The organism is Variovorax sp. GW823-FHT02B07, from assembly GCF_058797695.1.
Genome location: NZ_JBXAJX010000010.1, coordinates 79484 through 104989 on the forward strand (window position 1 = coordinate 79484; position 25506 = coordinate 104989).

Genomic DNA, 25506 nt, shown 5'->3' on the forward strand with positions numbered 1-25506 from the left:
GCGCGTCGCTTTCAACCTCGCGCCGGCAGCACGGTCCCCCGGCTCTCGCCGAAACCGATGCGCGCATGGCCGGGCTTCTCGCACCAGCCGCGCAGCAGCACCGCATCCCCGTCTTCCAGGAAACCGCGCGTCTCGCCGTTGGCCAGCGTCACCGGGGTTTGGGCCGCGCGCGTCAGCTCGATGATCGCGCCGGCCTCGCCCTCGCCGGGGCCCGAGATGGTGCCGCTGCCGAACAGGTCGCCCGGGTTCAGGCTGCAGCCGCCCACCGTGTGGTGCGCCACCATCTGCGCAATGCTCCAGTACTGGTGCTTGAAGCTCGTGGCCGACAGGCGCGATGGCCCGGTCTTCTGCGCGTGCGCCTTTTCGCTTTCGAGCCAGACCTCGAGCCGGATGTCGAGCGCGCCGCCTTCGCGGTTCGCGCTGCTCTCCAGGTAGGCCAGCGGTTGCGGCTCGTTCACGGGCCGCGTCCACGCCTGGCGGTAGGGCGCCAGCGCTTCCATCGTCACGATCCACGGCGAGATCGTGGTGGCGAAGTTCTTTGCAAGGAAGGGCCCGAGCGGCGCCATTTCCCAGAACTGGATGTCGCGCGCCGACCAGTCGTTGAGCAGGCAGAGACCGAAGATGTGGTCTTCCGCGCGCGCGAGTGGAATCGCCTCGCCCTGCGCATTGCCCTGGCCGATCCACACGCCCAGCTCCAGCTCGTAGTCGAGCCGCGCGCAGGCCTGGTAGGTCGGCGCCTTCGCGCCGGGCGCCATGGCCTGGCCCATCGGCCGGTGAAAGCGCTGGCCGCTCACGCCGATGGTCGACACGCGCCCGTGGTACGCGGTCGGCACCCAGCGGAAGTTGGGCGTGACGTCGCCGTCGGGGTTCATCAGGCGGCTGATGTTCAGCGCGTGGTCGATCGAGGTGTAGAAGTCGGTGTAGTCGCCGATGCGCGCGGGCACGGTGTATTCGACCTCGGCCTGCGGCACGAGGCAGCCGCGCAGGTCGTCCACCGTCGCGGCCGGCGCGTCGCTGTGCAGCAGCGCGAAGACCGCATGACGCAACGCCTGCCAGGCGGGCGGGCCGAGCGCGAAGAAATCGTTCAGCGCGGGCAGGGCGGCGGCGCGCGCCGCATCGAGCGCCAGGCCGTCGACGTGCGAGCCCGCGGCCAGCGCCGCGAGGTCGAGCACCTGGTCGCCGATGGCCACGCCGCCGCGAAACGGCTCGGGGCTGCCGGTGCGGCGGAACATCGCATACGGCAGGTTCTGGACCGGAAAGTCGCTGCCCGCCACGTTGGCCGAGGCGACCCAGCTGCGGGCGCCGGCGTCGTGCGTGTGGTTGAGTTCGATCATGTTCACACCGACGCCATCAGCGCGTCGTCGAAGATCGCCACCGCGCGCGTCCAGCCCGCCGACGCGCCGCGGATCTTGTGCGGGAAGCAGCTGATGAAGAAGCCCGTGGGCGGCAGCGCCTCGAGGTTGTGCAGCTTCTCGATGTGGCAGTAGCCGATGTCGCGCCCGGCCTTGTGGCCTTCCCAGATCAGCGAGGCGTCGTGCGTCTCGCCGTACTTCTTGGCGGTGTGCACGAAGGGCGCGTCCCAGCTCCACGCGTCGGTGCCCGTGAGGCGTACGCCGCGTTCCAGCAGGTACATGGTGGCTTCGTAGCCCATGCCCGCGCCGGCCGACACGTAGTCGGGGTTGCCGTAGCGCGAGCCGGCGCGCGTGTTGACCACCACGATCTCCAGCGGGCTCAGCGTGTGGTTGATGCGCTTGAGCTCGGCCTCGACGTCGGCGGCCGTCACCACATAGCCGTCGGCGAAGTGGCGAAAGTCGAGCTTCACGCCGGGCTGGAAGCACCATTCGAGCGGCACGTCGTGGATGGCGATGGCGGGCTTCTTCTCGCCCAGCGCCTTGTCCATCGTCGAGTGAAAGTGATACGGCGCGTCGAGGTGCGTGCCGTTGTGCGTGGACAGCTGCACCAGCTCCACGGCCCAGCCTTCGCCGTCGGGCAGGTCTTCTTTCTTCAGGCCCGGAAAGAAGGGCTCGATCTGCTCGAAGGTGTTGTCGTGCGTGAAGTACTGGATCTTCGGCGCGAAGGCCGGCGGATCGGACAGCACGTCGTTTTCGAGAAAGATCGACAGGTCGACGAACTTGCGTGGCATGGCGAGGCTCCTTGTGGGGTGTAGGTTTTGAAGGAATCGATCGAATCGGTCAGGGCTGCTGCCAGCGCAACAGGCGCTTCTCGGCCAAGGCCAGCAGCGCGTTGCTCACGAAGCCGATGAGCCCGAGCAGCACGATGCCGGCGAACAGGTCGCTGGCGCGGAAGGCACGCGCCGCCAGCAGGATGGCCTGGCCCAGGCCGCTTTGCGAGGCGATCATTTCGCCCACCACCGCGACGATCAGCGCGATGGTTAGCGCCAGCCGCATGCCGGCCAGGATGTCGGGCATGGCGTTGGGCAGGCCCATCTTCCAGATGTACGCGGTGCGAGACATCTGCAGGCAGCGCGCCACCTCCGACAGGCGCGGCTCCACCGCCGCGAAGCCGTGCACCGTGGCCAGCAGCACCGGCCACATCGCGCCGAAGGCGACCACGAAGAGCACCATCCCGGGGTTCAGCCCGAAGATCGAAATGGCCAGCGGCAGCAGCGCCGAGGCGGGCAGCGGGCGGATGAACTCCAGCGTCGGCTGCACCCACGCGCGCACGGAGGGCGACACGCCGATGGCCGCGCCCAGCAGCACGCCGAAGAGCGAGGCCAGCAGCCAGCCTTCGACCATGCGGCCGACCGTGGCCTGCGTGAAGGCCAGCAGTTCGCCGTTGCCATCGTTGCCCGCAGAGAGATTGAGCCCTTCGAGCAGGCTCGCGAACGTGGCCTGCGGCGTCGGCAAAAACACGCGGCTGACCCAGCCCGCGTTGCTCGCAACCCACCACAGCGCGACCAGCGCGAGCAGCACGCCCACCGAGCCCAGCCACCCCAGGCCCAGTCGGCCGTTGCGGTTGTTGTTCATGGCTGCACCCCCATGCGTCGCGCGACCCAGGCTTGCAGGCGCACCATGCCCGCGTTGACCGCGAAGCCCACCACGCCGATCCAGCCCAGCCACGCGAGCATCAGCGCGGGGTCGAAGCTCTGCTGCGCGATCATCATGGCGTAGCCCATGCCGTGCGGATTGGCGGCGATCTCGACCGTCACCGCCACCACCAGCGCCACCGCCACGCCCAGGCGCAGCGCGACGAACAGGCGAGGCACGATGGCCGGCAGCACGATCTTGAAGGCGCGTTCGCGCGCCGACAGCCCGAGCACGCGGCTCACCTCGAGCAGCCGGGGCTCGATCTGCTGCACCGCCGACTGCACCAGCACCAGCAGCGGCCAGAAGGTGGCGAAGGCGACGATGGCCACTTCCATGCGCACGCCGAAACCGAAGCCCAGCATCGCGAGCGGGATCAGCGCGACCGACGGCACGGGGCGCAGCACCTCGATGGACACGGCGCCCAGCTGCGCCGCGCGGCGCGAGAGCCCGAGCACCAGCCCGAATGCAATGCCGAGCACCGCACCCAACAGCAGGCCGAGTGCCGCCGTACCCAGCGTGAAGCCCGTGGCCTGCCAGAGCGAGCCGTCCATCGCGGCGCCGACGAAGGCCTTGGCCGCTGCGCTCGGCGGTGCGAGCGCATCGCTGCCCAAGGCCGCTGCGCGCCGCGCGTACCACTCGAAGGCGCCGACCAGCAGCGCGGGAAACACCCACGGCCGCAACCAGCGAAAGAGACGGCCTTCAGTCATGGCCCTGCTCGATGAAGGCGAACAGCTCACGCCGCAACTGCAGGTATTCCGGATGCTCCTTGGTCGTGAGCTGGTCGCGCGGACGCGGGATCTTCACGTCGATCATCCGCGCCAGGCTCGGCCGTCCCGGCCCGGGGTTGGCCTGCAGCGCGATCACGCGGTCGCCGAGGTAGATGGCTTCTTCCAGGTCGTGCGTGACGAACAGCACCGTGAGCCCGTCGTCGCGCACCAGCCGCGCGAGCTCGTCCTGCAGGCTCTGGCGCGTGAGTGCATCGAGCGCGCCGAAGGGCTCGTCCATCATCATCAGCTCGGGCTTCTGCGCGAGGCAGCGGGCAATCTGCGCGCGCTGCTGCATGCCGCCCGACAGCTGCACCGGAAACTTGTGCGCGTGCTTGGCGAGCCCGACCTTGCCGAGCACGTCGGCAATGCGCGGCGCGCGCTCGGCCGCGGGCACGCCGGCCGCTTCGAGCGCCAGGCTCACGTTGCCCTCGACCGTGCGCCACGGCAGCAGCGCGCGGCCGTAGTCCTGGAACACGAAGGCCACTTCGCGCGAGGGCGCCGTCATCGGAACGCCCTTGCGCCGCACCTCGCCGGCACTGGCCGTGACGAGGCCGCTGGCCGCGCGCAGCAGCGTGGTCTTGCCGCAGCCGCTCGGGCCGACGATGCACACGAACTCGCCGCGCGCCACGTCGAACGAGGTGGGCGACAGGATCTCGCGCCCGCCGAGGCGGATGGTGACGCCGTCGAAGCGCAAAAAGGAATCGGCGGCCGCGCTCACTTGGCGATCAGCTTCGCAACGTCGATGTTCGTCTTGAGCATGTCCTGCTCCTTCATGAGCCCGGTCCAGTAGCCCAGCTGCTTGTCGGTGACGACCGGGCCGGGCGGCGAGACCTGCACCTTGGCCAGCACCTCGGGCGGCAGCTTGATGTACTTGCCGATGGCCGTGCGGACCTTCGCGTCATTCTTCGGCTGCTGGATGAAGGCGCCGGCCTCGACCAGCGCCTCGCGGAAGGCGCGCGCCGTGGCGGGGTTCTTCGCCACCCACTCGCGCTTGGCCGCGTGCACGATGGTCTGGTTGTTCTCGGGCAGGAAGGTCGAGTAGTACGAGGCCACGTAGCCCGCGCCGCTCTCGGTGATGCGGCTCATGAACGGGTCGGCCGACACCACCGCGTCGACCGAGCCGCCGCGCAGCAGGTCGGCATGCTGGGGGAACGCGGCCTCGATGAAATTGACCTTGCGGTAGTCGACGCCGCTGTCCTTCAGCCACGCGCGGAAGGTCACGTGCAGGAAGGCACCGAGCCCCGGTACGCCGATCTTCTTGCCCACGCAGTCCTGCGCGCTCTTGATGCCCGAGCCCGCGCGCGCCACCAGGCCGAAGCCCGTGATCGTCTTCGAGGTGAGGCCGCCGCCGGCCACCAGCACGAGGTCGAGTCCGCCGTCCACCGCCTGCAGGAACACCGAGGGCGTGGGCCCGCCGATCTGCAGCGAGTCGGACTGCAGCGCGGCCGGGATGGTGGAGTTCAGCGGAATGAACTTCAGCTCCACGTCGAGGCTGCGCTTCTTGAAGTAGCCCTCTTCGGCCGCCACGAAGACCGAGGCGAAGTCGGTCACCGCCGTGTAGCCGAACACGATCTTCGGGTGGGCCTGCTGGGCGCGCGAAGGCAACGAGGCGGTGGCCGATGCGGCCGCGAGCGCCGACAGCAGGGTGCGTCTATTCATCATGGCTGGGGTCTCCTGGGGATGGTCTTTTTCGTGCGTGAGGACTTGGCGGCGGGGGCCTTCGACGTGGCCTTCGGTTTCGGCAGCGCGGCGCGCAGGCCGCCGGCGATGAAGTTCACGAGCATCGGCGCCACGGCCGGGTCGGCGCGTGTGTTCTCGCCGCGTGAGAGTCGTTCGATGCGGCTGTCGGTCAGGTGGTGCAGCAGCGCGCCCAGCGCGAACTGGTAGCCCCATGCGACCTGGCTGCGCGTGGCGTGCGGCAGCGCCACGTGCAGTGCGTCGATGTAGGCCTCGGCCAGCGGATCGAAGTAGCCGCGCAGCACGCGGTCGGCTTCTTCGGTGGCGTGGTACAGCTCGCGTGCCACCAGCAGTGCGTAGTACTCGCCTTCGGTGCTCGCGCGCAGCGCCAGCACGGGCGCGGTGAAGGCTTCGATGATGCGCGGCAGCGTGCGCGCGTCGTCGGGGTCGATGGTCACGGCCGCCAGGCGCGCGAGCCGCTCCTCGATGCTGTGGCTCCAGTGTTCGAAGATCGCGTGGAACAGCTCGTGCTTCGGGCCGAAGTAGTAGCCCACCAGCGCGAGCGGCACGCCGGCTTCTTCGGCGATCTGGCGGATCGTCACGGCGTGGTAGCCGTGCTGCGCGAAGAGCTTCTCGGCCGCCAGCAGGATCGCCTGTCGACGGTCGGGCCGCGCGGCCTCGGGCGCGACGGTCGGAGCGCGTGATACAGGCGAGGCACTGCGTTTTCGGGCCGGCGGTGTGCGAGCGTTCATGGGGGCGTATTGAACGGCTGTACAAAAATGTTGAACACACGTACAAACCCTGAGGTCAACCCTCATTGAGCACGGCCGTTCGCGGCGCTACGCTCGTGGCATGCCCGCTCCCAACATCCCCCAGATCCGCCTTTATCAGAACTGGCTGCGCGACACGCGCGGCCTGGCCTTCGACAGCTACGACGCGCTGTGGCGCTGGTCCGTCACCGACCTGGACGCCTTCTGGCAGAGCATCTGGGACTACGCCGGCCTGCGCTCGCCCACGCCGCACACCGCGGTGCTCGCCGAACGCCGCATGCCCGGCGCGCGCTGGTTCCCCGGCGCGCAGGTCAACTACACGCGCGAGGTGCTGCGCCACGCCGATGCGGCCCATGCGGCAGGCCTGCCCGCCATCGTGAGCGACAACGAACGCGGCGAGGTGCGCGAGCTGTCCTGGCCCGAGCTGCGCCGGCAGGTGGCCTCGGTGGCGCTCACGCTGAAGTCGCTCGGCGTGCGCCGCGGCGACCGCGTGGCCGCCTACATGCCGAACGTGCCCGAGACCATGGTGGCGTTCCTCGCGTGCTCCAGCATCGGCGCGGTGTGGAGCGTGTGCGCGCCCGACATGGGCACGGCCGCCGTGGCCGACCGCTTCCGCCAGATCGAACCCACGCTGCTGATCGCGGTCGACGGCGTGCACTACGGCGGCAAGCCGCTCGATCGCAGCACCGTGCTGCAGGAGCTGCGCGGCCAGCTGCCGAGCGTGCAGAAGCTGCTGCTCGTGCAGTCGCCCTTTGCTGCGAACGCGGTGGTGCACGACGTCGAATGGCAGCAGGCCATCGCGCGCGACGATGCCGAAGTCGCTGCCTTCGAGCCCGAGTGGCTGCCCTTCGACCACCCGATCTGGATCGTCTATTCAAGCGGCACCACGGGCCTGCCCAAGCCCATCGTGCACGGGCAGGGCGGCATCCTGCTGACCATGCACGCCTGCGGCCTGCACAACGACGTGGGCGCGAGCTACGGCGCCAACAACCTCGGCGAGCGCTACCACTGGTACAGCTCCACGGGCTGGGTGATGTGGAACTCGCAGCTCTCGGGCCTGGCCTTCGGCGCCACCATCTGCATCTACGACGGCAACCCGGCGGGCAGCAAGGAGAAGCCCGACTGGGGCGTGCTGTGGCGCTTCGTGGCGAAGCACCGCGTCACCTTCTTCGGCGCGGGCGCGGCCTACTTCACCAACTGCATGAAGGCGGGGCTCGTCGCGAAAGACTGCGGCGACCTGTCGCGCGTGCGCGCCCTGGGCAGCACCGGCTCGCCGCTGCCCGACGAGGTGCAGCGCTGGGGCTCGCAGCAGATCCTCGACGCGGGCTCGAAGGCGGTGTGGTGGTGCAACATCTCGGGCGGCACCGACTTCTGCGGCGCCTTCGTCGGCGGCAATCGCGAGCTGCCCGAAGTGCCGGGCCAGATGCAGTGCCGCGAACTCGGCCACGCGGTCGAAGCCTGGAACGAGCAGGGCCAGCCGGTCATCGGCGAGGTCGGCGAGCTGGTGTGCACGCAGCCCATTCCGTCGATGCCGCTGTACTTCTGGGGCGACGAAGGCAACGCGCGCTATGTGTCGAGCTACTTCGACACCTACCCGGGCGTGTGGCGCCACGGCGACTGGATCAAGGTCGGCAGCGACGGCGGCTGCATCATCTACGGCCGCAGCGACGCCACCATCAACCGCCAAGGCCTGCGCATGGGCACCAGCGAAATCTACAGCGCGGTCGAAGGCCTGCCCGAGGTGCTCGACTCGATGGTGGTCGATCTCGAATACCTGGGCCGCGACAGCTACATGCCGCTGTTCGTGGTGCTGCGCCCCGGCGTGGCGCTCGACGACGCCATGCGCACGCGCATCAACAGTGCGATCAAGACATCGCTGTCGCCGCGCTTCGTGCCCAACGACATCTTCCAGGTGGCCGAGATTCCGCGCACGCTGTCGGGCAAGAAGCAGGAGCTGCCGATCAAGAAGCTGCTGCTGGGCCAGCCCATCGAGAAGGTCGTGAACCGCGAGGCGATGGCAAACCCCGGCAGCCTGGACTGGTATGTGGCTTTCGCCGCACAGCGGGCCTCCGCATAATGGGGCGATGAAAAGACGCACCAGCCTCCTCATGCTCTCCGCCGTTGCCGGCGCCTCCGTCCTGAGCGCCTGCGCGGGCGGCTCGCCCGGCACGCCGGCCCAGCCCGCCGCCGCGCCGCTGCGCGTGACGGGCACCGTGGCCTACCGCGAGCGCATCGCACTCGACCCCGCGGCCGAAGTGCGCGTGCAACTGCTCGACGTGTCGCGCATGGACGCGCCCTCGGTCGTGCTCGCCGAGCAGCGCATTCCCGCCAACGGCAAGCAGCCGCCCTTCGCCTTCGAGCTCAGCGTCGATGCCGCGCGCATCGACCCGCGCATGCGCTACGCCGTCGCGGCGCGCATCACGCGCGGCGAGCAGCTGCTGTTCATCAACGACACGCAGTATTCGGTGCTCACGCAGGGCAACGGCACGACCGCCAACCTGATGCTGGTGCGCGTGGCCACGCCACCTGCGCCGCCGCGCCCTTCGCGCTGATCGACCCACCCGCGCGAGGTTCGCGCGGGTCAGGCCGGACAGATCAGGTCAGCAATTCGTGGAGCACCATGCGCGTCTGCCGGCCGCGCAGCTCCACCAGCTCTTCGATGCGCCGTGTGGCCAGCCGGCCGTTCAGCGCCGCGTAGGTGACCTCCGAGATCAGCATGCGCGTGCCCAGCTGGCGGTTCGCGCCTTCGATGCGGCTCGCCACATTCACCACGTCGCCGAACGCCGTGTACGACAGTCGGTCGTTCGAGCCCAGCACCCCCGCCACCACCACGCCCGTGTGAATGCCGATGTGCGTGCGGAACTCGGGCAGGCCCTGTTCGGCCCACTGCCGGTTGAGCTGGTGCATCTCGGCGTGCAGCTCGAGCGCGGCGCGGCAGGCCTTGTACTCGGCGTCTTCCAGGTCGGCCGGCGCGCCCCACAGCACCATGATGCCGTCGCCGATGAACTTGTCGATCACGCCGCCGTGGCGCGCGAACACCGCGGCCGCGAGGTTGAAGTAGTCGGTCAGCTGGCGCACCAGCACGTCGGCCGCGATCGATTCGGAAATCGACGTGAAGCCTTCCACGTCGGTGAACATCACCGTCACCTGGCGCGGCGAGCCGTTGGGCGCGAGCGCGTGGCCCTGCGCCACCAGCTGGTTGATCACGTCCACCGGCACGAACTTGCTGAAGGCCTTGAGGCTGCGCGCCGAGTCGTCGAGCGCCTGGTCCAGGTGCTGGATCTCGAGCACGCGGCTCGGCTCGCGCGGCAGGTCGTCGAGCTCGAGGCGGCCGATGCGGTGCGCGATGCGCGAGAGGTTCTCGACCGGTGCCGTCACCAGCTTCGACAGCTTCAGCGACATGTACAGCGCCAGCCCCAGGAACACCAGCGCCAGCAGCAGCGACCACGCCACCGCGCGGCGCAGGCCGCCCAGCAGCACGTCTTCGGGCACCCAGCTGACCAGCTGCCAGCCGGTGGCGGGAATGCGCGAGGCCTGCACCAGGTAGCGCCGCCCTTCGTGGCTGAAGGCGAAGGCCTTGTCGCTGCCGCTGCCGGCGATGCCGTCGGTCACCATCTGTGCGTTCAGTGCACCGAGCGCGCCCGTGGGCGCTTCCAGCGTGTGCAGCACGCCCGGCATGTCGCTGCGTGCGAGCACCTTGTGGTCGGCGCTCAGCAGCGCGCTGTTGCCGTTGCCGTTGCGGCTGAACAGGCGCACGAACTCCGACAGCCGGCCCAGCGACACGTCGCCCGCCACCACCATCGCCTGTGGGCTGCCTTCGGCCTGGCGACGCTGGCTGGGCAGCGCGTAGGTCACGCCCAGTTCCTGCGCGGCGGCGAACACATAGGGGACGGTCCAGACCGGCCCCTGCGTCTTGCGCGCCTGCAAGAACCAGCTGCGCTGCGTCGGGTTGTAGTTGCTGCGGTAGGCCTCCACGCGCTGCGTGGCAAAGCGCTGCTGCACGTCGGCCTCGGAGCCCAGCGGCAGCTTGTACTGCCAGGTCTCGGTGGTGAAGCCGTCGCCGCGCGCGATGTGCCGGATCGCCGGCACGGGGTAGCGCAGCGCCATCAGCATCTTGCCCTCGACGTTCGCCACGTACACGCTGTCGAGTTCGGGCGATTGCTGCAGCAGCGTCCACAGGAGCTCGGCCGTGCGGTCCACGTTCTCGCCCGCGGGCGTGAGGCTGGGCGAGCTGCCGATCGCGCCGACCGCCGACTCGGCCTTGGCCAGGAAGGCCAGCACCTTGTCTTCGGTGCGGTCGTGGTTCGACTTGTGCGCCGAGGTGCCGATCGTCGTCACCAGTCGCTGCGAACCCCAGTAGCCCAGCGTGACCAGCAGCAGCGACTGCGCGAGCGCCACGGCACTGACGATGGACCCGACATCGACCCGGAAGCGACGGGGGCGCCGGGGCGGTGGGATTTCAGCGGAAGAGGGTGACGGAGACGGTGGCAACGGCGTGGTGACGTGCGCGAAAGACGGGCGACCCGCCGCATCCGGAGGCCCGGACGATTCCTTGTACATACAGCTCCCTGACGACAACTCGGAACGGACCCCGGCTCCTCCTCACGAGGTCGTGGTCCGGCGTCCGGAGGGTGTTGCGGGGCCGATCGTGTGCGCCGGCCATCCTGGCAATCCCCCGGATGCGCGCGGGATTTTCGCCTGTATTTGGTACATGTGTGCAACTTTGCACGCTTGGTGCGATGTTGCTGCGCCCGAGGGCTTGATTGCGAACGGACGTTCGTTCTATTCAGCGCGCGTCATGAAAGATCAGGCCCAGCGTGTGGCGCTGTCCGCTGCGCACGCGGCTCACGCCGTGGCGCATCGTCACGCGGTAGCTGCCGCGCGTGCCCGCCACGGGCCGCTGGTTCACCGCGAAGATCACCGCCTCGCCCTGCGCGAGCGACACCACCTCGGCGCGCGACTGCATGCGCGGGCGCTGCTCGGTCAGCACGAACTCGCCGCCCGTGAAATCTTCACCGGGCTGGCTCAACAGCACCGTGAGCTGCAGTGGAAATTGCAGGTCGCCGTACAGGTCCTGGTGCAGGCAGTTGTAGTCGCCCTCGCCGTAGCGCAGCAGCAGCGGGGTGGGGCGCAGCTGTCCCGCTGCGTGGCAGCGCGCGAGGTAGGCCGCGTGGTCCGGCGGGTAGTCGGCCGGCTGGCCCATCGCAGTGGCCCAGGCATTGGCCAGCGGCGCAAGGCGTTCGTACAGCGCGCTGCGAAACGCCACGAGCCTGGACGGCAGCGGGTTCGCGAAGTACTGGTACTCGCCCTGGCCGAAGCCGTGGCGCTGCATGACCACACGGCTGCGAAAGCGCGCGCCCTCGTCGTACATGGCCGTGAGCGCGCCGCATTCCGCAGGCGTGAACAACGCCCCGGTGACGGCACAGCCGCGCGCGGCGAGGTCGGCATCGATGCGGGGCCAGTCGAGGGCGTGGATGCGGGCGGTGACGGAAGAACTCATGCGGGCAGTGTCGCGCGGTGGCCGGATGCGGGCTCGCCGTTTTCGGACGCGGGTTTCGGTGGGGCCGGGCCCGGCTTGAGCGATCATCCTGACGACCAAGCCCGAAAGCATTCCATGAGCACCCAGAACCACACCCCTCAAGACACCGCCAGCGACTGGCAACTCCCCTGGACCGGCGGCTGCCGCTGCGGACAGGTGCGCCTGCGCATCACCGCACCGCCGCTGCTGGCCATGGCCTGCCACTGCACCGGCTGCCAGCGCATGAGCGCCAGTGCGTTCTCGCTGTCATTGGCGATCCCCGCGCCGGGCTTCGAAGTGGTGTCGGGCGAGCCCGTCATCGGCGGCCTGCACGGCGAGGAGTCGCACCACTTCTTCTGCCCGCACTGCAAGAGCTGGATGTTCACGCGCACCGAGGGCATGGACTATTTCGTCAACCTGCGCGCCACCATGCTCGACCGGCACGAATGGGTCGCGCCCTTTGCGGAAACCTGGACCGACGAAAAATTGCCGTGGGCCACGACGCCCGCGAAGCACAGCTTCGGCACCTTGCCTGCGATGGACGCCTTTCCGGCGATGATCGAAGCCTATGCGCGGGAAGGCGCCCGGCCCGCGAAGGGCTGATCGCGCCGCGCTGGCCAGTTGCCGTCCCGCGCCTTTCAGAGCGGCGCGATCGGAATGCAGATGTCGCATTCGAACGCGCTCGTCTTCTCGTCGAAGGCCATGTCGGGCGCGTAGTACTCGAACGCGGGCCGGCTGTCGAACTGGAAGCCGCTCGCGGGCAGCCAGTCGCGCATGAGGCGCGTCCATGCGTCGTTGATCTCCTCGGGCAGGCCCTGGAACCGCAGCGCGGCATAGCGTCCGCCCGGCAGCACCGTTTTCTGGAAGCCGCCATCGGGCACGAAATCGTCGGGCACTTCCACGCAGGCGTCGTAGCGCGAGTGCTCGGGCGCGGTGATGCTCGGGTCGTCGTGGCTGATGCCATAGCGCGCATGCGACCACAGCTTGTGCGCGCCGATCCAGGGCGCGGCCTTCTCGGCCCAGAACGCGCCCACCGGCGCGCCGAACGGACCGGTGTAGCGCAGGTAGGCGATGGTGACGGGAGAGCGGGTGATCAGTTGGACATTCACGGGTGGCTCCTGATGATGCGCGGCGTCGCGCGGTGGAGATCCATTCTTCGTGAAGCCGTGCAAGGCGATCTGATCAGGATTGCTATGGCGGGAGGGGTCGTCGCAGGGCAAAGACCAGTCGTGCGATGCACGCCACGCGCTGGGCGCGCTGCCGAAATGCGCACGGAACGCGCGGGTGAACGCCTCGCCCGAACCAAAGCCCACCGACACCGCTGCTTCGAGCACCGACAGGCGCGGCTGCGTCGCGAGCCGCAATGCGCCCACCTCCACGCGGCGGCGCCGGATGTAGTCGCCCAGCGTCTCGCCGGCCCACGCCGCGAAGAGGCGATGGAAGTGGTACGCCGAGAAATGCGCCACGTCGGCCAGCGCCGCGAGATCGAGCGCCTCGTCCAGGTGGTCGTCGATGTGCGTCAGCACCTTGTGCATGCGCCATTCGTACTCGGAGCGGCTGTCGCGCGGCATGGCGCGCATTCTCAACCTTGGCGGGCTTGCGCGAGCAACCAGTCACTGAACAACTTCAGCAGCGGCCGCTGGTCGTACATCGCAGCGGGTGTCTCTCAAGTGCCGGGGTTGCGCTTCGCGCGCGGCGTTCGCGGCAGCAGGGCCTTGATGTGCTTGCGCAGCAAGGCCGGCGCGATCGCGGTCATCTGCAGCATGTGCATGCACCGCTCCATGCGTCCGGGCCGCTCCAGCAGCGCATCGGCCGCCTTCGCAAGATCGGCATCGATGCTGTCCCCGTAGGCGAGCCGCGCCTTGCATGCCGCGCGCTGCAGCAGGGGCTTGCCGGGCTGCATCATGGCCAGGTCGATCAGGTCGCGGCTGAACACGCTGTCGTCGGCCCAGCGGTCGGAGTTGGCGAGCAGCTTGCTCGCCGCCATGTCCAGCGGCGTGAGGGTGGCGATGCCGTCGATGCGGTCTGCGGCGCCGGGGGCTTCGAGTGCGATGCGTGCCTCGAGCACGATCTCGAACTTGATGTCCGTCTCGTCCACGCGAACGGCACTCCGGATGCCGTATTGATCGGCGCGCACCTCGCGGACCTGCTGCAAGGTCGCGCCTTCCCGGGCCAGCGCGCGCAGCCCCTCGCTGCTGGTGGCGAGCTGGCGCAGGCAGCGGTAGCCCGCCACATCGGACACGAGGAAGTCGATGTCCACCGACTCGCGGTATTCGCCATGGCGCAGCGCGATGGCGGTGCCGCCGCCAAACAGGCAATGGTTGTCCGCCAGCAGGGGCGCATTCAGCGCCGCGAGCACCTCGGCCACCTGGCGATGGTGTGCGCGCTCAAACATCCAGTGGCTTCCGGCCCAACAGGCGGGCCAGTTCGGCCAGCAGCCGGCGTTCGTTGTCCTCGAGCGCGGACGGATCGGCGTGGCGCCAGTTGCGTTCGTAGGTGCCCCAGGCCTCGTCGGGCGTGAGTTCCGCGTCCGCGGGCAATTGCCAGGCGAGGCGGCGCAACTGCGCGAAGTCGCCCACCCGGACGGTCTGCGTCGGCGTGCGCGAAGGCGCCGGCGTCGCCATCTCTTTGGCGGTGCCTGCGACCGGTGCCGTCACTTCGACATCCAGACCCAATGCCGCCAGGGCGTTCATGTAGGCCCCCATCGTGACGGAGGGCTCGCCGCGTTCGATGCGATGCAGCGTCATGCGCGACATGCCCGCCGCCTCGGCGGCCGTGGTGGCGCTGATCCTGAGCGACTTCCGACGGGCATGGATATGCCGGCCGAACGCTTCAAGGCGTCGGCTGGCTCTGTCTAAGGTCGGCGGGGCGGTGGATGGCATATGTGTATCTCATATTAGGCAAAACTAATGAAATGTCTAGTACGAGATACATTTTTGGCTGCTTCAACCTTCGCGCGCCTGCCCCAGCAGCCAATCACTGAACAGCTTCAGCAACGGCCGCTGATCCGCCCGCTCCGGCGTCACCAGGTAATAGCTGCGCTCCGCCGACAGCGCCCGCGGGCAGGCCACCACCAGCTCGCCGCGCGCCAGCTCGTCGGCCACCAGCATGGTCGGCATCAGCGCCACGCCCAGGCCGTGCGAGGCGGCGGCGGCGAGGATCGAGAACAGCTCGTAGCGCGGGCCGCCACGCGCGGTGGGCGCGTCGACCTGCTGCGCGTCGAACCACTGGCGCCAGCCGTCGGGGCGTGTGCTCTGCTGCAGCAGCGGCATCCGCGCGATGGCTTCGGGCGACACGGCCTTGCCGTCGGGCAAGAGAGAAGGGCTGCACACGGGCACCACGTCTTCATGCATGAGCAGCAGCGCGCGCGTGCCGGCCCAGTTCTCGACCTGCGCGGGCGTGCCGGCGTACAGCGCGGCGTCGAACTCCGCGTCGGCAAAGAGGAAGGGGCGGGTGCGCGTCTCGATGTGCACCACCACGTCGGGCTGCAGCGCCGCAAAACCGCGCAGGCGCGGCACCAGCCAGCGCGTGGCGAAGGTGGGCACCGCCGCCAGCGACAGCGACCCGCCTTCGCCCTGGTGCGCCATGGCGTCGAGCGTGTCGCGCTCCATGGCCTCCAGGCGGCGGGCGATCTGGCGCGCGTAGGCGGCGCCGCTGGCCGTGAGCGCCACGCCGTGCCGCGTGCGGCGAAACAGCGCCACGCCCAGGAAGGCCTCGAGCGCCCCGACCTGGCGCGACACCGCGCTCTGCGTGAGCGCCAGTTCCTGCGCGGCGCGCGTGTAGCTCTCGTGGCGCGCGGCGGCGTCGAAGCACACGAGGGTCTGCAGGGGTGGGATCTTGCGGCGCATGTATGCCGGGAGTGTATGACTGGCGTCCTGGTTTCACCAGTAAATCAACAAGATGTATCTCTCAAGATGTGCGTCAGGCGCATATCTGGGTGAGGATTCATCGTTTGCGCCGGGCCTCCTGCGTGGCTACGATCGACCGCATTCCCCTTCTTTTGTTTCTTCTTCCTTTTCCGGAGACATCCACATGGCCGCCAAAGCGCAATTCCACTGGGACGACCCCCTTCTTCTCGACCAGCAGCTGACCGACGAAGAACGCATGATCCGCGACGCGGCCAACGCCTACTGCCAGGAGCGCTTGGCGCCCCGCGTCATCGAGGGCTTCCGCACCGGCGAAACCGACCCCGCCATCTTTCGCGAAATGGGCGCGCTCGGCCTGCTCGGCCCGACGATCCCCGAGCAGTACGGCGGCCCCGGCCTGAACTACGTGGCCTACGGCCTGATCGCCCGCGAAGTCGAGCGCGTCGACTCGGGCTACCGCTCGATGGCCAGCGTGCAAAGCTCGCTGGTGATGGTGCCGATCTTCGAATTCGGCACCGAAGCACAGAAGCAGAAGTTCCTGCCCAAGCTCGCCACCGGCGAATGGATCGGCTGCTTCGGCCTGACCGAACCCGACCACGGCTCCGACCCCGGCAGCATGGCCACGCGCGCCAAGAAGGTGCCGGGCGGCTACTCGCTGAGCGGCTCGAAGATGTGGATCAGCAACTCGCCCATCGCCGACGTGTTCGTCGTGTGGGCCAAGGAAGTCAGCGAAAGCGGCACCGTCGGCCCGATCCGCGGCTTCGTGCTCGAAAAGGGCATGAAGGGCCTGACCGCTCCCGCCATCCACGGCAAGGTCGGCCTGCGCGCCAGCATCACCGGTGAAATCGTCATGGACGGCGTGTTCTGCCCCGAAGAAAACGCGTTCCCCGAAGTGCAAGGCCTCAAGGGCCCGTTCACCTGCCTGAACAGCGCCCGCTACGGCATCTCGTGGGGTGCCATCGGCGCCGCCGAAGACTGCTGGCACCGCGCCCGCCAGTACACGCTGGACCGCAAGCAGTTCGGCCGCCCGCTCGCCGCCAACCAGCTCATTCAAAAGAAGCTGGCCGACATGCAGACCGAGATCACGCTGGGCCTGCAAGGCAGCCTGCGCCTGGGCCGCATGAAGGACGAAGGCATCGCCGCGGTCGAGATCACCTCGATCATGAAGCGCAACAACTGCGGCAAGTCGCTGGACATCGCCCGCATGGCGCGCGACATGATGGGCGGCAACGGCATCAGCGACGAGTTCGGCGTGGCCCGCCATCTGGTGAACCTGGAAGTCGTGAACACCTACGAAGGCACGCACGACATTCACGCGCTGATCCTGGGCCGCGCCATCACCGGCATCGCTGCTTTCGCCAACTGAACGAACGCATGAGCACCAAGCCCGCAGCACTCGACGGCATCAAGGTCCTCGATCTGTCCCGCGTGCTCGCGGGCCCGTGGTGCACGCAGATCCTCGCGGACCTGGGCGCCGACGTCGTCAAGATCGAACGCCCCGGCGTCGGCGACGACACGCGCACCTGGGGCCCGCCCTTCGTGAAGGACGCGAACGGCCACGACACCGACCAGGCCAGCTACTTCACGTCCTGCAACCGCAACAAGCGTTCGGTCACCATCGACATGGCCACGCCCGAAGGGCAGGCGCTGCTGCAGCAGATGGCGGCGCAGGCCGACATCGTGGTCGAGAACTTCAAGACCGGCGGCCTCAAGCAGTACGGCCTCGACCAGGAAAGCCTGCGCGCGGCCAACCCGCGCCTCATCTACTGCAGCGTGACCGGCTTCGGCCATGACGGCCCCTACGCCGAGCGCGCGGGCTACGACCTGATGATCCAGGCCATGACCGGCATGATGAGCATCACCGGCCGCCCCGACGGCGAACCCGGCGGCGGTCCGTTGCGCGTGGGCGTGGCGCTCACCGACCTGTTCACCGGCGTGTACGCCAGCACCGCCATCCTCGCGGCGCTGCAAGTGCGCGACCGCACCGGCGAAGGCCAGCACATCGACATGGCGCTGCTCGACGTGGGCATGGCCATCCTCGCCAACCAGGCGAGCGCTTTTCTCAACACCGGCAAGGCGCCGGGCCGCCAGGGCAACACGCACCCGAGCCTCGCGCCTTATCAAGACTTTCCGACGCAGGACGGCGCGATGCTGCTGGCCATCGGCAACAACGGCCAGTTCGCGCGCTTCTGCGAAGCCGCCGGCCATGCCGGGTGGGCCGCCGACGAACGCTTTGCGACCAACACGCTGCGCGTGAAACACCGCGGCGTGCTGATCCCGATGATGGAAGAACTCACGCGCACTCGCACCACTGCCGACTGGGTCGCGCTGCTCGAAGACAAGGCCGTGCCCTGCGGCCCCATCAACGACATCGCGCAGGCCTTCGACGACGCGCAGGTCAAGTCGCGCGGCCTGGCCGTCACGCTGCCGCGCGACGCGGGCGACGGCATCGCCAGCATCACCGGCGTGGCGAGCCCGCTGCGCCTCACGGCCACGCCGCCCGTGCTGCGCCGCGCACCGCCCGCGCTCGGACAGCACACGCAGGAGGTGCTGGCCGAGATGGGCGTCGACGCCACGCGCTTCGAGGCATTGCGCGCCGCCGGGGTGGTCTGACACACTGGTGGGCATGACGCGCCCGCCCGTTCCGTCCCCTGATGCTTCGGTCGACGCAGCCCCGTTCGCGGTGCTGCGCATCGACCACGTCGTGCTGCGTGTGCGCGACGCCGCGCGGTCCATGGCCTTCTATTGCGACGTGCTCGGCTGCACGCTCGAGAAGCGCCGCGACGACCTCGGCCTCGTGCACCTGCGCGCCGGCAGCAGCCTCATCGACCTCGTCACGCACGACGGCAAGCTGGGCCGCCAGGGCGGCGCACTGGCCGGGCGCGAGGGGCGCAACGTCGATCACCTGTGCCTGCGCATCGAGCCCTTCGACGAGGCCGCGATCCGCGCGCGCATGGCGCGGCACGGCGTGCCGGTGCAGGGCGAGGTGCAGAACAACTTCGGGGCCGAGGGCAGCGGCCCCTCGATCTACCTCGAAGATCCCGATGGCAACGGCGTCGAGCTGAAGGGCCCGGCGGCCTAGCCGCCGCGCCCCATCACCGCCACCGCGAACACCACCACGCCCAGCGCGAGGTTCAGCGTCACCAGCTGGCGCACAGTGTTCAGCCGCGCGGCCGCCACGGGCCAGGCGTTGTCGTCCACCGCGCGGCGCAGCGCGCGGAACACCGAGGCGCGGATGTAGACGTACACCGCCGCCATCACGAGCGCGATGCCCATCATGGCCTCGACGCGCCAGTGCACGGCGCGAAAGCCGCCGGTCGCGAGGATCATCGCGAAGCCGCTCACGAACAGCAGCGTGACCGACGCGTCCACCCCGATGAAGAAACGCCGCAGCGTCGCGGCCATCATGCGCAGGCGCAGCGGTGGCTCCAGCGTGGCGACGGCGGCGGGGCGCACGGCGAAGTGCATGACCGCCATGCCGCCGACCCAGAAGGCGGCGCACAGCAGGTGAATGAAGAGGGGAGCGAGGTAGGACATGGGCTCCGATCAGAACACCGAACCGTGCGCGCACGCAACGCAAGCCCCCATGGCCTTCAACCCGTCGCGCCGCGCCCGCGCGTGACCGCGCGGGGCTTGCCGATGCCCGTCCCCGCGATCGAATCGGCATAGCGCTTCATGTCCGCCACCACCTGGCGCAGCAGCGTCGCCGCGGCCGGCGGCAGCAGGCGGCCGTGGCGCGACACGATGTGCGAGCGCCCCTGCGACAGCAGCGGGTTCTTCATCGGCAGCTCGACCAGCGACGGGTGGTCGGCATTGGGCGTGAGCGAGATGCGCGTGCCCAGCGTGTAGCCCAGGCCCGCCGACACGAAGTGGCCCAGCGCGCTGAACGAGGTGGTGGTCAGCAGCGCGGGCAGCCGCACGCCCTCGCTGATCTCGGCCGCCTCGATGTGCTGGCGCACACCGAAGTTGCGGTGCAGCGTGGCGCCGGGGTAGGGCAGCAGGTCGGCCAGCTTCAGCGGGCGCTCCAGCTGCGCGAGCGGGTGCGAGCCCAGCACCATGGCCTGGATCGGCTGCGCGTGCGACTGGTGCGAGGTGAGCCGCTCGTCCTTCGGCGGCTGGAACAGCATGCCGATGTGGGCGCGTTCCTCGATCACGCGGCGCACGATCTCGTCGGTGCTGGCCACGTCCAGGTTCACCGTGATCTTCGGGTGGCTGGCCATGAAGATGCGCAGGCTGTGCCGCATGAGCCAGTCGACATAGCCTTCGCCGGCCACGATGTCGATGTGGCCGCTCTCGATCTTGCGGATGCTGTCCATCTGCGCCAGCAGGTGCTGCTTCTGCCCCTGCTGCCTGCGCACGTAGCCGGCCAGCAGCTGGCCCGCGTCGGTGGGCACCACGCCGCGTCCGTGGCGCTCCAGCAGCGGCAGGCCGCACTCGGTCTCCAGGATGCCGATGGCGCGGCTCACGGCCGACGGGTCCATGTCGAGCACGTCGGCCGCGCCGCGCACCGAGCCGCTGTCGAGCACCTGCATGAAGTAGCGCACCCGGCGGGTGTCGAGCTTGTCGTCCATGGCGGTCGTCTCCGAGTGTTGCATTCAATGCAACGAATATCCTTATTTGCGGTCATTGATGCAAGAGGCTCGCCGCCCGAAACTCGCCGGCACCCCTCGAAAACGCCCCATCCCGCCCCACCCATGACCTCCGCCGCCTCCACGATTGCAGCCGTCGCGCCGTCCACCGCCGCCGGCAAACTCAAGCTCCTCGTCGTCACCCTGGTCCTCGTGGCCGTGGCTGAACTCATCGGCCCGACGCAGTTCAGCGTCGGCCCCGGCAAGGTGGTGCTGCTGCCGATGCTGTGGGCGCTGCTCATGGCCGCCGCCTGGGGCATCGCGCACCGGCGCGTGCCGGGCGTGGTGCGCGTGGCCACGGCGCAGCAGTCGCTGGCCGGCGGCCTGCTCAACGCGGGCCTGCTGCTGTTCGTGGTGAAGCTGGGCCTCACGGTCGGCGCCGCGCTGCCGCAGGTCAAGCAGGCCGGCTGGGCGCTGCTGTTCCAGGAGTTCGGCCATGCGCTGGGCACCCTGGCGCTGGGCCTGCCGCTGGCGCTGCTGCTGGGCATCAAGCGCGAGGCCGTGGGCGCCACCTTCTCGGTGGGCCGCGAGGGCAACCTCGTGATCATCGGAGAGAAGTACGGCATGGCCTCGCCCGAAGGCCGTGGCGTGCTGGCCGAGTACATCACCGGCACCGTGCTGGGCGCGCTGTTCATCGCGGTGCTGGCGGGCTTCATCGCCAGCCTGCACATCTTCGATCCGCGCTCGCTGGCCATGGGCGCCGGCGTGGGCTCGGGCAGCCTGATGGCGGCGGCGCTGGGCGCCATCGCCGCGCAGAGCCCGCCCGAGATGCTGCCGCAGCTCACGGCGATTGCCGCCGCATCGAACCTGCTGACCACCGTGGCCGGCTTCTACTTCACGCTGTTCCTGTCGCTGCCGTTGTGCTCGTGGCTCTACGGCAAGCTGGAGCCGGTGCTGGGCCGCTTCTCGAAGCATGGCGCGCAACAGGGCGTGGCCGTGGACGCAGGCGCGAACGTCTCGAGCGCCGACGTGGCCCACGCCGCGCCGACCTCGCTGCGCGACACGCTGCTGGCCTGGCTGGTGGTGGGCGGCGGCGTGCTCATCGGCAATGCCGTGACCTACAAGGTGCCGGTGCTGGTGTCGCTCGAAGGCGTGCTCGCCGTGGTGGCGATTGCCGGCGCCGTCGAAGCCATCAAGCGCTTCGTGCCGCGCCTGCCGATGGTGCTGGTGCTCTCGGTGGTGGCCACCGTGGTCGGCATCCCGGGCCTGTTCCCCTTCTCCGACGCGCTGATCGCGATCACCGCCAAGCTCAACTTCCTGGCCTTCACCACGCCGGTGCTGGCGCTGGCCGGCTTCTCGGTCGCCAAGGACCTGCCCGTGTTCCGCCGCCTCGGCTGGCGCATCGTGGTGGTGTCGCTCACCGCGACGGCCGGCACCTTCCTCGGCGCCACGTTCATCGCCGAGTTCTTCCACTGATTTCATCCCACGAGAGATACACGCCATGTACCGCGACCCCGAGATTGCCGAAGACACCCGTGCCCGCATGCTCAGCTGGCGCCGCGACATCCACGCCAACCCCGAGACCGCCTTCGAAGAGCACCGCACCGCCAACGTGGTGGCCAACGCGCTGATGCTCATGGGCCTGCCTGTGCACCGCGGCCTGGCCGGCACCGGCGTGGTCGGCACGCTGAAGAACGGCGACGGCCCCAGCATCGCGCTGCGCGCCGACCTCGACGCGCTCAACATGCAGGAGCTGGGCACGCAGGCGCATGCCTCGAAGTGCGCCGGCAAGATGCACGCCTGCGGCCACGACGGCCACACGGCCATGCTGCTGGGCGCGGCCGAGCACCTGTCGCGCCACAAGCCCTTCAAAGGCACGGTGCACTTCGTGTTCCAGCCCGCCGAGGAAAACGAAGGCGGCGGCCGCGTGATGGTGGAAGAGGGCCTGTTCGAGCAGTTCCCGGCCGACGCCGTCTACGGCATGCACAACTTTCCGAGCCTGCCGCGCGGCCGCTTCGCGATCCGCAAGGGCACCATGACGGCCTTTCTCGACACCTTCGAGATCGTCATCACCGGCAAGGGCGCCCACGGCGCCATGCCCGAGACCGGCATCGACTCGGTGGTGGTCTCGGCCCAGCTCATCAACGCGTTGCAGACCATCGTGAGCCGGCGCACCGGCGCCACCGACGCGGCCGTGGTCAGCGTCACGCAGATCCACGGCGGCGACACCTGGAACGTCATTCCCGAGACCGTGGTGCTGCGCGGCACCGTGCGCACGCTCGACGCCGCCATCCAGGACAAGACCCAGGCGGCGATGCAGCAGATCTGCGACGGCGTGGCCGCCACGCACGGCGCCAAGGTGGCGCTGGAGTACCGACGCGGCTACCCCGGCGTGGTCAACACGCCGGCCGAGACCGACGCGGCCATCGCGGCGGCGGCCAGCCTGGTCGACCTCGAGCAGGTGCACACCGACATCCCGCCGGCCATGGGCTCGGAAGACTTCGCCTTCATGCTGCAAAAGCGCCCCGGCGCCTACATCGGCATCGGCGCGGGCGAGGGCCCGAACGACCCGAACGTGCACAACCCGTACTACGACTTCAACGACAACATCCTGCCGCTCGGTGCGGCCTACTGGGTGGCGCTGGTCAAACAGCAGCTTCCGGTCGCATGATGCGCTGATGCTCTCCGCCTTCGACATCTTCAAGATCGGCATCGGGCCGTCCAGTTCGCACACCGTCGGGCCGATGCGTGCCGCGCTGCTGTTTGCGCAATCGCTCGAACGGCGCGGCCTGCTCGCGCAGGTGGCGCGCCTGCACGTCGACCTGTTCGGCTCGCTCGGCGCCACCGGCCACGGCCACGCGACCGACCAGGGCGTGATCCTCGGGCTCTTCGGCGACGCCCCCGACACCGTGCGGCCCGAGACCGTGCAGCCGCGCCTCGACGCGCTGCGCCGCACCGGCCAGCTCGCGCTGCTGGGCACCACGCCCATCGCCTTCGATCGCGTGCGCGACATCGCCTTTCGCGGCGAAGAGTCGCTGCCCGAGCATCCGAACGCGATGCGCTTTACCGCCTTCGCGGCCGACGGCGCGGTGCTCGCCGAAGGCACCTACTTCTCGGTCGGCGGCGGCTTCGTCGTCGAGGGCGGGCAGGCGGTGGCGCAAACGGCAGCCGCTGCAGCGGCCGTGCCGCATCCCTTCACCACCGGCGACGAACTCATGGCGCAGTGCCGCGCGCACAGCATTTCCGTGGCCACACTGGTGCTGCGCAACGAATGCGTGTGGCGGCCCGAGGCCGACGTGCGCGCGGGCCTGCTGCGCATCTGGGGCGTGATGCAGCAGTGCGTGCAGCGCGGCTTCGGCATCGACAACCCGCTGGCCGCGCAGGCGCTGCCCGGCCCGCTGCGCATGCGCCGCCGCGCGCCCGAGCTGCATCGCGAGCTGCTGGCGCAGGCCGGCGCCGCCGATCCGCTCGCGGCCATGGACTGGGTCAACGCCTTCGCGATGGCGGTGAACGAGGAGAACGCGGCCGGGGGCCGCGTCGTCACCGCGCCCACCAACGGCGCGGCCGGCGTGGTGCCCGCCGTGATGCACTACTACCAGCGCTTCGTGCCGCAGGCCAGCGACGAAGGCATCGTCGACTTCCTGCTCACCGCCGCGGCCATCGGCATGCTCTACAAGACCAACGCCTCCATCTCGGGCGCCGAGGTCGGCTGCCAGGGCGAAGTGGGCGTGGCCTGCTCGATGGCGGCCGGCGCGCTCGCCGCCGTGCTCGGCGCCACGCCCGCGCAGGTCGAGAATGCGGCCGAGATCGGCATGGAGCACAACCTGGGCCTGACCTGCGACCCGGTCGGCGGCATGGTGCAGATCCCCTGCGTGGAACGCAACGCGATGGGCGCCGTGAAGGCCATCAACGCCTCGCGCATGGCGCTGCGCGGCGACGGCAGCCACTACGTCTCGCTCGACGCCGTGATCCGCACCATGAAGCAGACCGGCGAGGACATGAAGGCGACCTACAAGGAGACCTCGCTGGGGGGACTTGCGGTGAACGTGGTGGAGTGCTGAGGCAGCAAGGCTGGCGTCGCTGCGTCAGAATGCGAAGCTCGTCGCGCCGGGCCCCGCAGCCCCCAGGTTCCCACGTCGTTTCCAAGGCGCACGACTTTCAGGAGTCGAGATGCCCATGGCCGGTCTTCCGCGCAGTCTCTTGCCCGGCGTGTTGCGCACCGCGCTGTCTGCCGTGCTGCTGCTGTGCGCCGCGCACGCCGTGCCCGCGGCCGGCGTGTTCCCCGCCACGCAGTGGGCCACCCCGAGCGCGGCTGAACCGAGCCACTGGTCCGAAGCGAAGCTCAAGGTGGCCGATGCGTTTGCCGCATCGATCAAGTCCGACGCCTACCTCGTGATCGACAAGGGCGTGCTCGTGCATGCCTACGGCGACATCGACAAGCCGATGAACCTGGCCTCGGTGCGCAAGAGCGTGCAGAGCGTGCTCTACGGCATTCACGTCGGCCGCGGCGAGATCGACCTGGACCAGACGCTGGGCCAGCTCGGCATCGGCGACAAGGACGGGCTCAGCGACACCGAACGCACGGCCACCGTGCGGCAGCTGCTGCAGCTGCGCTCGGGTGTCTACCATCCGGCCGCCTACGAGACCGCCCAGGCCAAGGCCGAGCGACCGGCCCGGGGCAGCCATGCGCCGGGCGAGTTCTGGTACTACAACAACTGGGACGCCAACGTGCTGGGCACCATCTTCGAACGCCGCACCGGACGCAGCGTCTTCGAGGCGCTGAGGACCGACCTGGCCGAACCGCTGCAGTTCCAGGATTTCCGCTACCCGCAGGACACCGAGTCCCGGCTCGAACGCAGCTCCGAGCACCCGGCCCAGGTGATGCATCTGTCGGCGCGCGACCTGGCCCGCATCGGCCTGCTGATGGCGCGCGACGGCATGTGGCACGACAAGCGCATCGTCCCGGCCGGCTGGGTGACCGAAAGCACCACCTCGTACACGACCGTCGGACCCGGCTGGAGCGGCTATGGCTATCTGTGGTGGGTGCCGCTCAAGGGCTTCCCGTTCTGGCAGCGCGGGCCTAACCAGTTGCTCCTGGCCGTGGGTGCCGGCGGCCAGTTCATGATGGTCGATCGCAAGCGCGACCTCGTCGTGGTGCACCGTGTCGACAACAGCAAGGGCTGGTTCCAACGCAGCGAGGTCCGCACCGACCAGTTCGCCGTGCTCGCGGCACACATCCTCGCGGCTGCACCGGTGCCCGCACCTGTGGCCGCAACCCCTCCCTGAACCCCAA

Annotated in this window: 25 protein-coding genes; 10 read left to right on the top strand and 15 right to left on the bottom strand. The window is 69.4% G+C overall.

Annotated features, from left to right (window positions below):
* Positions 1-11 precede the first annotated feature (11 nt).
* The 7 genes from fahA to AC1RGU_RS29460 are packed head-to-tail and all read right to left on the bottom strand — an operon-like array spanning position 12 to position 6243.
* A complete protein-coding gene (gene fahA, locus AC1RGU_RS29430; protein WP_492699784.1) occupies positions 12-1334 on the bottom strand; it encodes a fumarylacetoacetase in 1323 nt (440 codons plus the stop codon).
* Positions 1335-1336: 2 nt separating this feature from the next.
* Positions 1337-2143 carry a cyclase family protein gene (locus tag AC1RGU_RS29435; protein WP_492699786.1) on the bottom strand — a complete coding sequence of 269 codons (807 nt, stop codon included), beginning with the start codon at positions 2141-2143 and terminating at the stop codon, positions 1337-1339.
* Positions 2144-2192: 49 nt separating this feature from the next.
* Positions 2193-2987, bottom strand: coding sequence for an ABC transporter permease (locus AC1RGU_RS29440; protein ID WP_492699788.1), 795 nt, complete (start codon positions 2985-2987; stop codon positions 2193-2195).
* Positions 2984-3754: an ABC transporter permease gene (locus tag AC1RGU_RS29445; protein ID WP_070061386.1), complete on the bottom strand. Its 771-nt coding sequence runs from the start codon at positions 3752-3754 to the stop codon at positions 2984-2986. The genes AC1RGU_RS29440 and AC1RGU_RS29445 overlap by 4 nt, the downstream gene beginning before the upstream one ends.
* The gene (locus AC1RGU_RS29450) at positions 3747-4532 is read right to left on the bottom strand and encodes an ABC transporter ATP-binding protein (RefSeq protein ID WP_139703481.1); all 786 of its coding nucleotides are present in this window, start codon (positions 4530-4532) and stop codon (positions 3747-3749) included. Before AC1RGU_RS29450 ends, AC1RGU_RS29445 begins: the two co-directional genes overlap by 8 nt.
* Positions 4529-5476: an ABC transporter substrate-binding protein gene (locus tag AC1RGU_RS29455; RefSeq protein ID WP_070061384.1), complete on the bottom strand. Its 948-nt coding sequence runs from the start codon at positions 5474-5476 to the stop codon at positions 4529-4531. Before AC1RGU_RS29455 ends, AC1RGU_RS29450 begins: the two co-directional genes overlap by 4 nt.
* A complete protein-coding gene (locus tag AC1RGU_RS29460; protein ID WP_492699791.1) occupies positions 5473-6243 on the bottom strand; it encodes a TetR/AcrR family transcriptional regulator in 771 nt (256 codons plus the stop codon). The genes AC1RGU_RS29455 and AC1RGU_RS29460 overlap by 4 nt, the downstream gene beginning before the upstream one ends.
* A gap of 100 nt (positions 6244-6343) precedes the next feature.
* On the opposite strand from AC1RGU_RS29460, the gene AC1RGU_RS29465 reads away from it, so the two are divergent.
* Together AC1RGU_RS29465 and AC1RGU_RS29470 are read left to right on the top strand one after the other, a co-directional pair.
* A complete protein-coding gene (locus AC1RGU_RS29465; RefSeq protein WP_492699793.1) occupies positions 6344-8338 on the top strand; it encodes an acetoacetate--CoA ligase in 1995 nt (664 codons plus the stop codon).
* A gap of 31 nt (positions 8339-8369) precedes the next feature.
* Positions 8370-8813, top strand: coding sequence for a YbaY family lipoprotein (locus tag AC1RGU_RS29470; protein ID WP_159279012.1), 444 nt, complete (start codon positions 8370-8372; stop codon positions 8811-8813).
* Between the two features lie 43 nt (positions 8814-8856).
* On the opposite strand, the gene AC1RGU_RS29475 is transcribed toward AC1RGU_RS29470, so the two are convergent.
* Together AC1RGU_RS29475 and AC1RGU_RS29480 are read right to left on the bottom strand one after the other, a co-directional pair.
* Positions 8857-10821, bottom strand: a complete 1965-nt coding sequence (locus tag AC1RGU_RS29475) for an adenylate/guanylate cyclase domain-containing protein (RefSeq protein ID WP_492699795.1) — start codon at positions 10819-10821, stop codon at positions 8857-8859.
* 226 nt (positions 10822-11047) lie between these two features.
* Positions 11048-11761, bottom strand: a complete 714-nt coding sequence (locus AC1RGU_RS29480) for a 2OG-Fe(II) oxygenase (protein ID WP_492699797.1) — start codon at positions 11759-11761, stop codon at positions 11048-11050.
* A 114-nt stretch (positions 11762-11875) separates the two neighbouring features.
* On the opposite strand from AC1RGU_RS29480, the gene AC1RGU_RS29485 reads away from it, so the two are divergent.
* The gene (locus AC1RGU_RS29485; RefSeq protein WP_492699799.1) at positions 11876-12382 is read left to right on the top strand and encodes a GFA family protein; all 507 of its coding nucleotides are present in this window, start codon (positions 11876-11878) and stop codon (positions 12380-12382) included.
* Positions 12383-12417: 35 nt separating this feature from the next.
* Here the strand turns inward: AC1RGU_RS29485 and AC1RGU_RS29490 are convergent, their stop codons facing one another.
* The 4 genes from AC1RGU_RS29490 to AC1RGU_RS29505 all read right to left on the bottom strand — a co-directional run bounded on the left by AC1RGU_RS29490 (position 12418) and on the right by AC1RGU_RS29505 (position 15627).
* Positions 12418-13350 (bottom strand): AraC family transcriptional regulator, encoded by a 933-nt coding sequence (locus tag AC1RGU_RS29490; protein WP_095747386.1) that lies wholly within the window; start codon positions 13348-13350, stop codon positions 12418-12420.
* Positions 13351-13445: 95 nt separating this feature from the next.
* Positions 13446-14174: a nucleotidyl transferase AbiEii/AbiGii toxin family protein gene (locus tag AC1RGU_RS29495; protein WP_492699801.1), complete on the bottom strand. Its 729-nt coding sequence runs from the start codon at positions 14172-14174 to the stop codon at positions 13446-13448.
* Positions 14167-14661 (bottom strand): helix-turn-helix domain-containing protein, encoded by a 495-nt coding sequence (locus AC1RGU_RS29500; RefSeq protein ID WP_492699803.1) that lies wholly within the window; start codon positions 14659-14661, stop codon positions 14167-14169. Before AC1RGU_RS29500 ends, AC1RGU_RS29495 begins: the two co-directional genes overlap by 8 nt.
* 63 nt (positions 14662-14724) lie before the next feature.
* Entirely contained in the window at positions 14725-15627 is a 903-nt protein-coding gene (locus tag AC1RGU_RS29505) for a LysR substrate-binding domain-containing protein (RefSeq protein WP_492699805.1), read from the bottom strand.
* Between the two features lie 184 nt (positions 15628-15811).
* On the opposite strand from AC1RGU_RS29505, the gene AC1RGU_RS29510 reads away from it, so the two are divergent.
* The 3 genes from AC1RGU_RS29510 to AC1RGU_RS29520 are packed head-to-tail and all read left to right on the top strand — an operon-like array spanning position 15812 to position 18727.
* Complete coding sequence (locus AC1RGU_RS29510; protein WP_062470370.1) at positions 15812-17011, top strand: acyl-CoA dehydrogenase; 1200 nt, start codon at positions 15812-15814, stop codon at positions 17009-17011.
* 8 nt (positions 17012-17019) lie between these two features.
* A complete protein-coding gene (locus AC1RGU_RS29515; protein WP_492699807.1) occupies positions 17020-18258 on the top strand; it encodes a CaiB/BaiF CoA transferase family protein in 1239 nt (412 codons plus the stop codon).
* 13 nt (positions 18259-18271) lie between these two features.
* Positions 18272-18727, top strand: a complete 456-nt coding sequence (locus AC1RGU_RS29520) for a VOC family protein (RefSeq protein ID WP_492699809.1) — start codon at positions 18272-18274, stop codon at positions 18725-18727.
* Here the strand turns inward: AC1RGU_RS29520 and AC1RGU_RS29525 are convergent.
* On the bottom strand, positions 18724-19182 hold the full coding sequence (locus AC1RGU_RS29525) for a CopD family protein (RefSeq protein ID WP_369645803.1): 459 nt from the start codon (positions 19180-19182) through the stop codon (positions 18724-18726). The genes AC1RGU_RS29520 and AC1RGU_RS29525 overlap by 4 nt on opposite strands.
* Before the next feature lie 56 nt (positions 19183-19238).
* Positions 19239-20216: a LysR family transcriptional regulator gene (locus AC1RGU_RS29530; protein ID WP_492699811.1), complete on the bottom strand. Its 978-nt coding sequence runs from the start codon at positions 20214-20216 to the stop codon at positions 19239-19241.
* Between the two features lie 123 nt (positions 20217-20339).
* Between AC1RGU_RS29530 and AC1RGU_RS29535 the strand changes: the two genes are divergently transcribed.
* The 4 genes from AC1RGU_RS29535 to AC1RGU_RS29550 all read left to right on the top strand — a co-directional run bounded on the left by AC1RGU_RS29535 (position 20340) and on the right by AC1RGU_RS29550 (position 25499).
* Positions 20340-21689, top strand: a complete 1350-nt coding sequence (locus AC1RGU_RS29535; RefSeq protein WP_492699813.1) for a DUF3100 domain-containing protein — start codon at positions 20340-20342, stop codon at positions 21687-21689.
* Positions 21690-21714: 25 nt separating this feature from the next.
* A complete protein-coding gene (locus AC1RGU_RS29540) occupies positions 21715-22884 on the top strand; it encodes a M20 aminoacylase family protein (protein WP_492699815.1) in 1170 nt (389 codons plus the stop codon).
* A 4-nt stretch (positions 22885-22888) separates the two neighbouring features.
* Positions 22889-24274 (top strand): L-serine ammonia-lyase, encoded by a 1386-nt coding sequence (locus AC1RGU_RS29545; RefSeq protein WP_492699871.1) that lies wholly within the window; start codon positions 22889-22891, stop codon positions 24272-24274.
* A gap of 115 nt (positions 24275-24389) precedes the next feature.
* A complete protein-coding gene (locus AC1RGU_RS29550; protein WP_492699817.1) occupies positions 24390-25499 on the top strand; it encodes a serine hydrolase domain-containing protein in 1110 nt (369 codons plus the stop codon).
* Positions 25500-25506 lie beyond the last annotated feature (7 nt).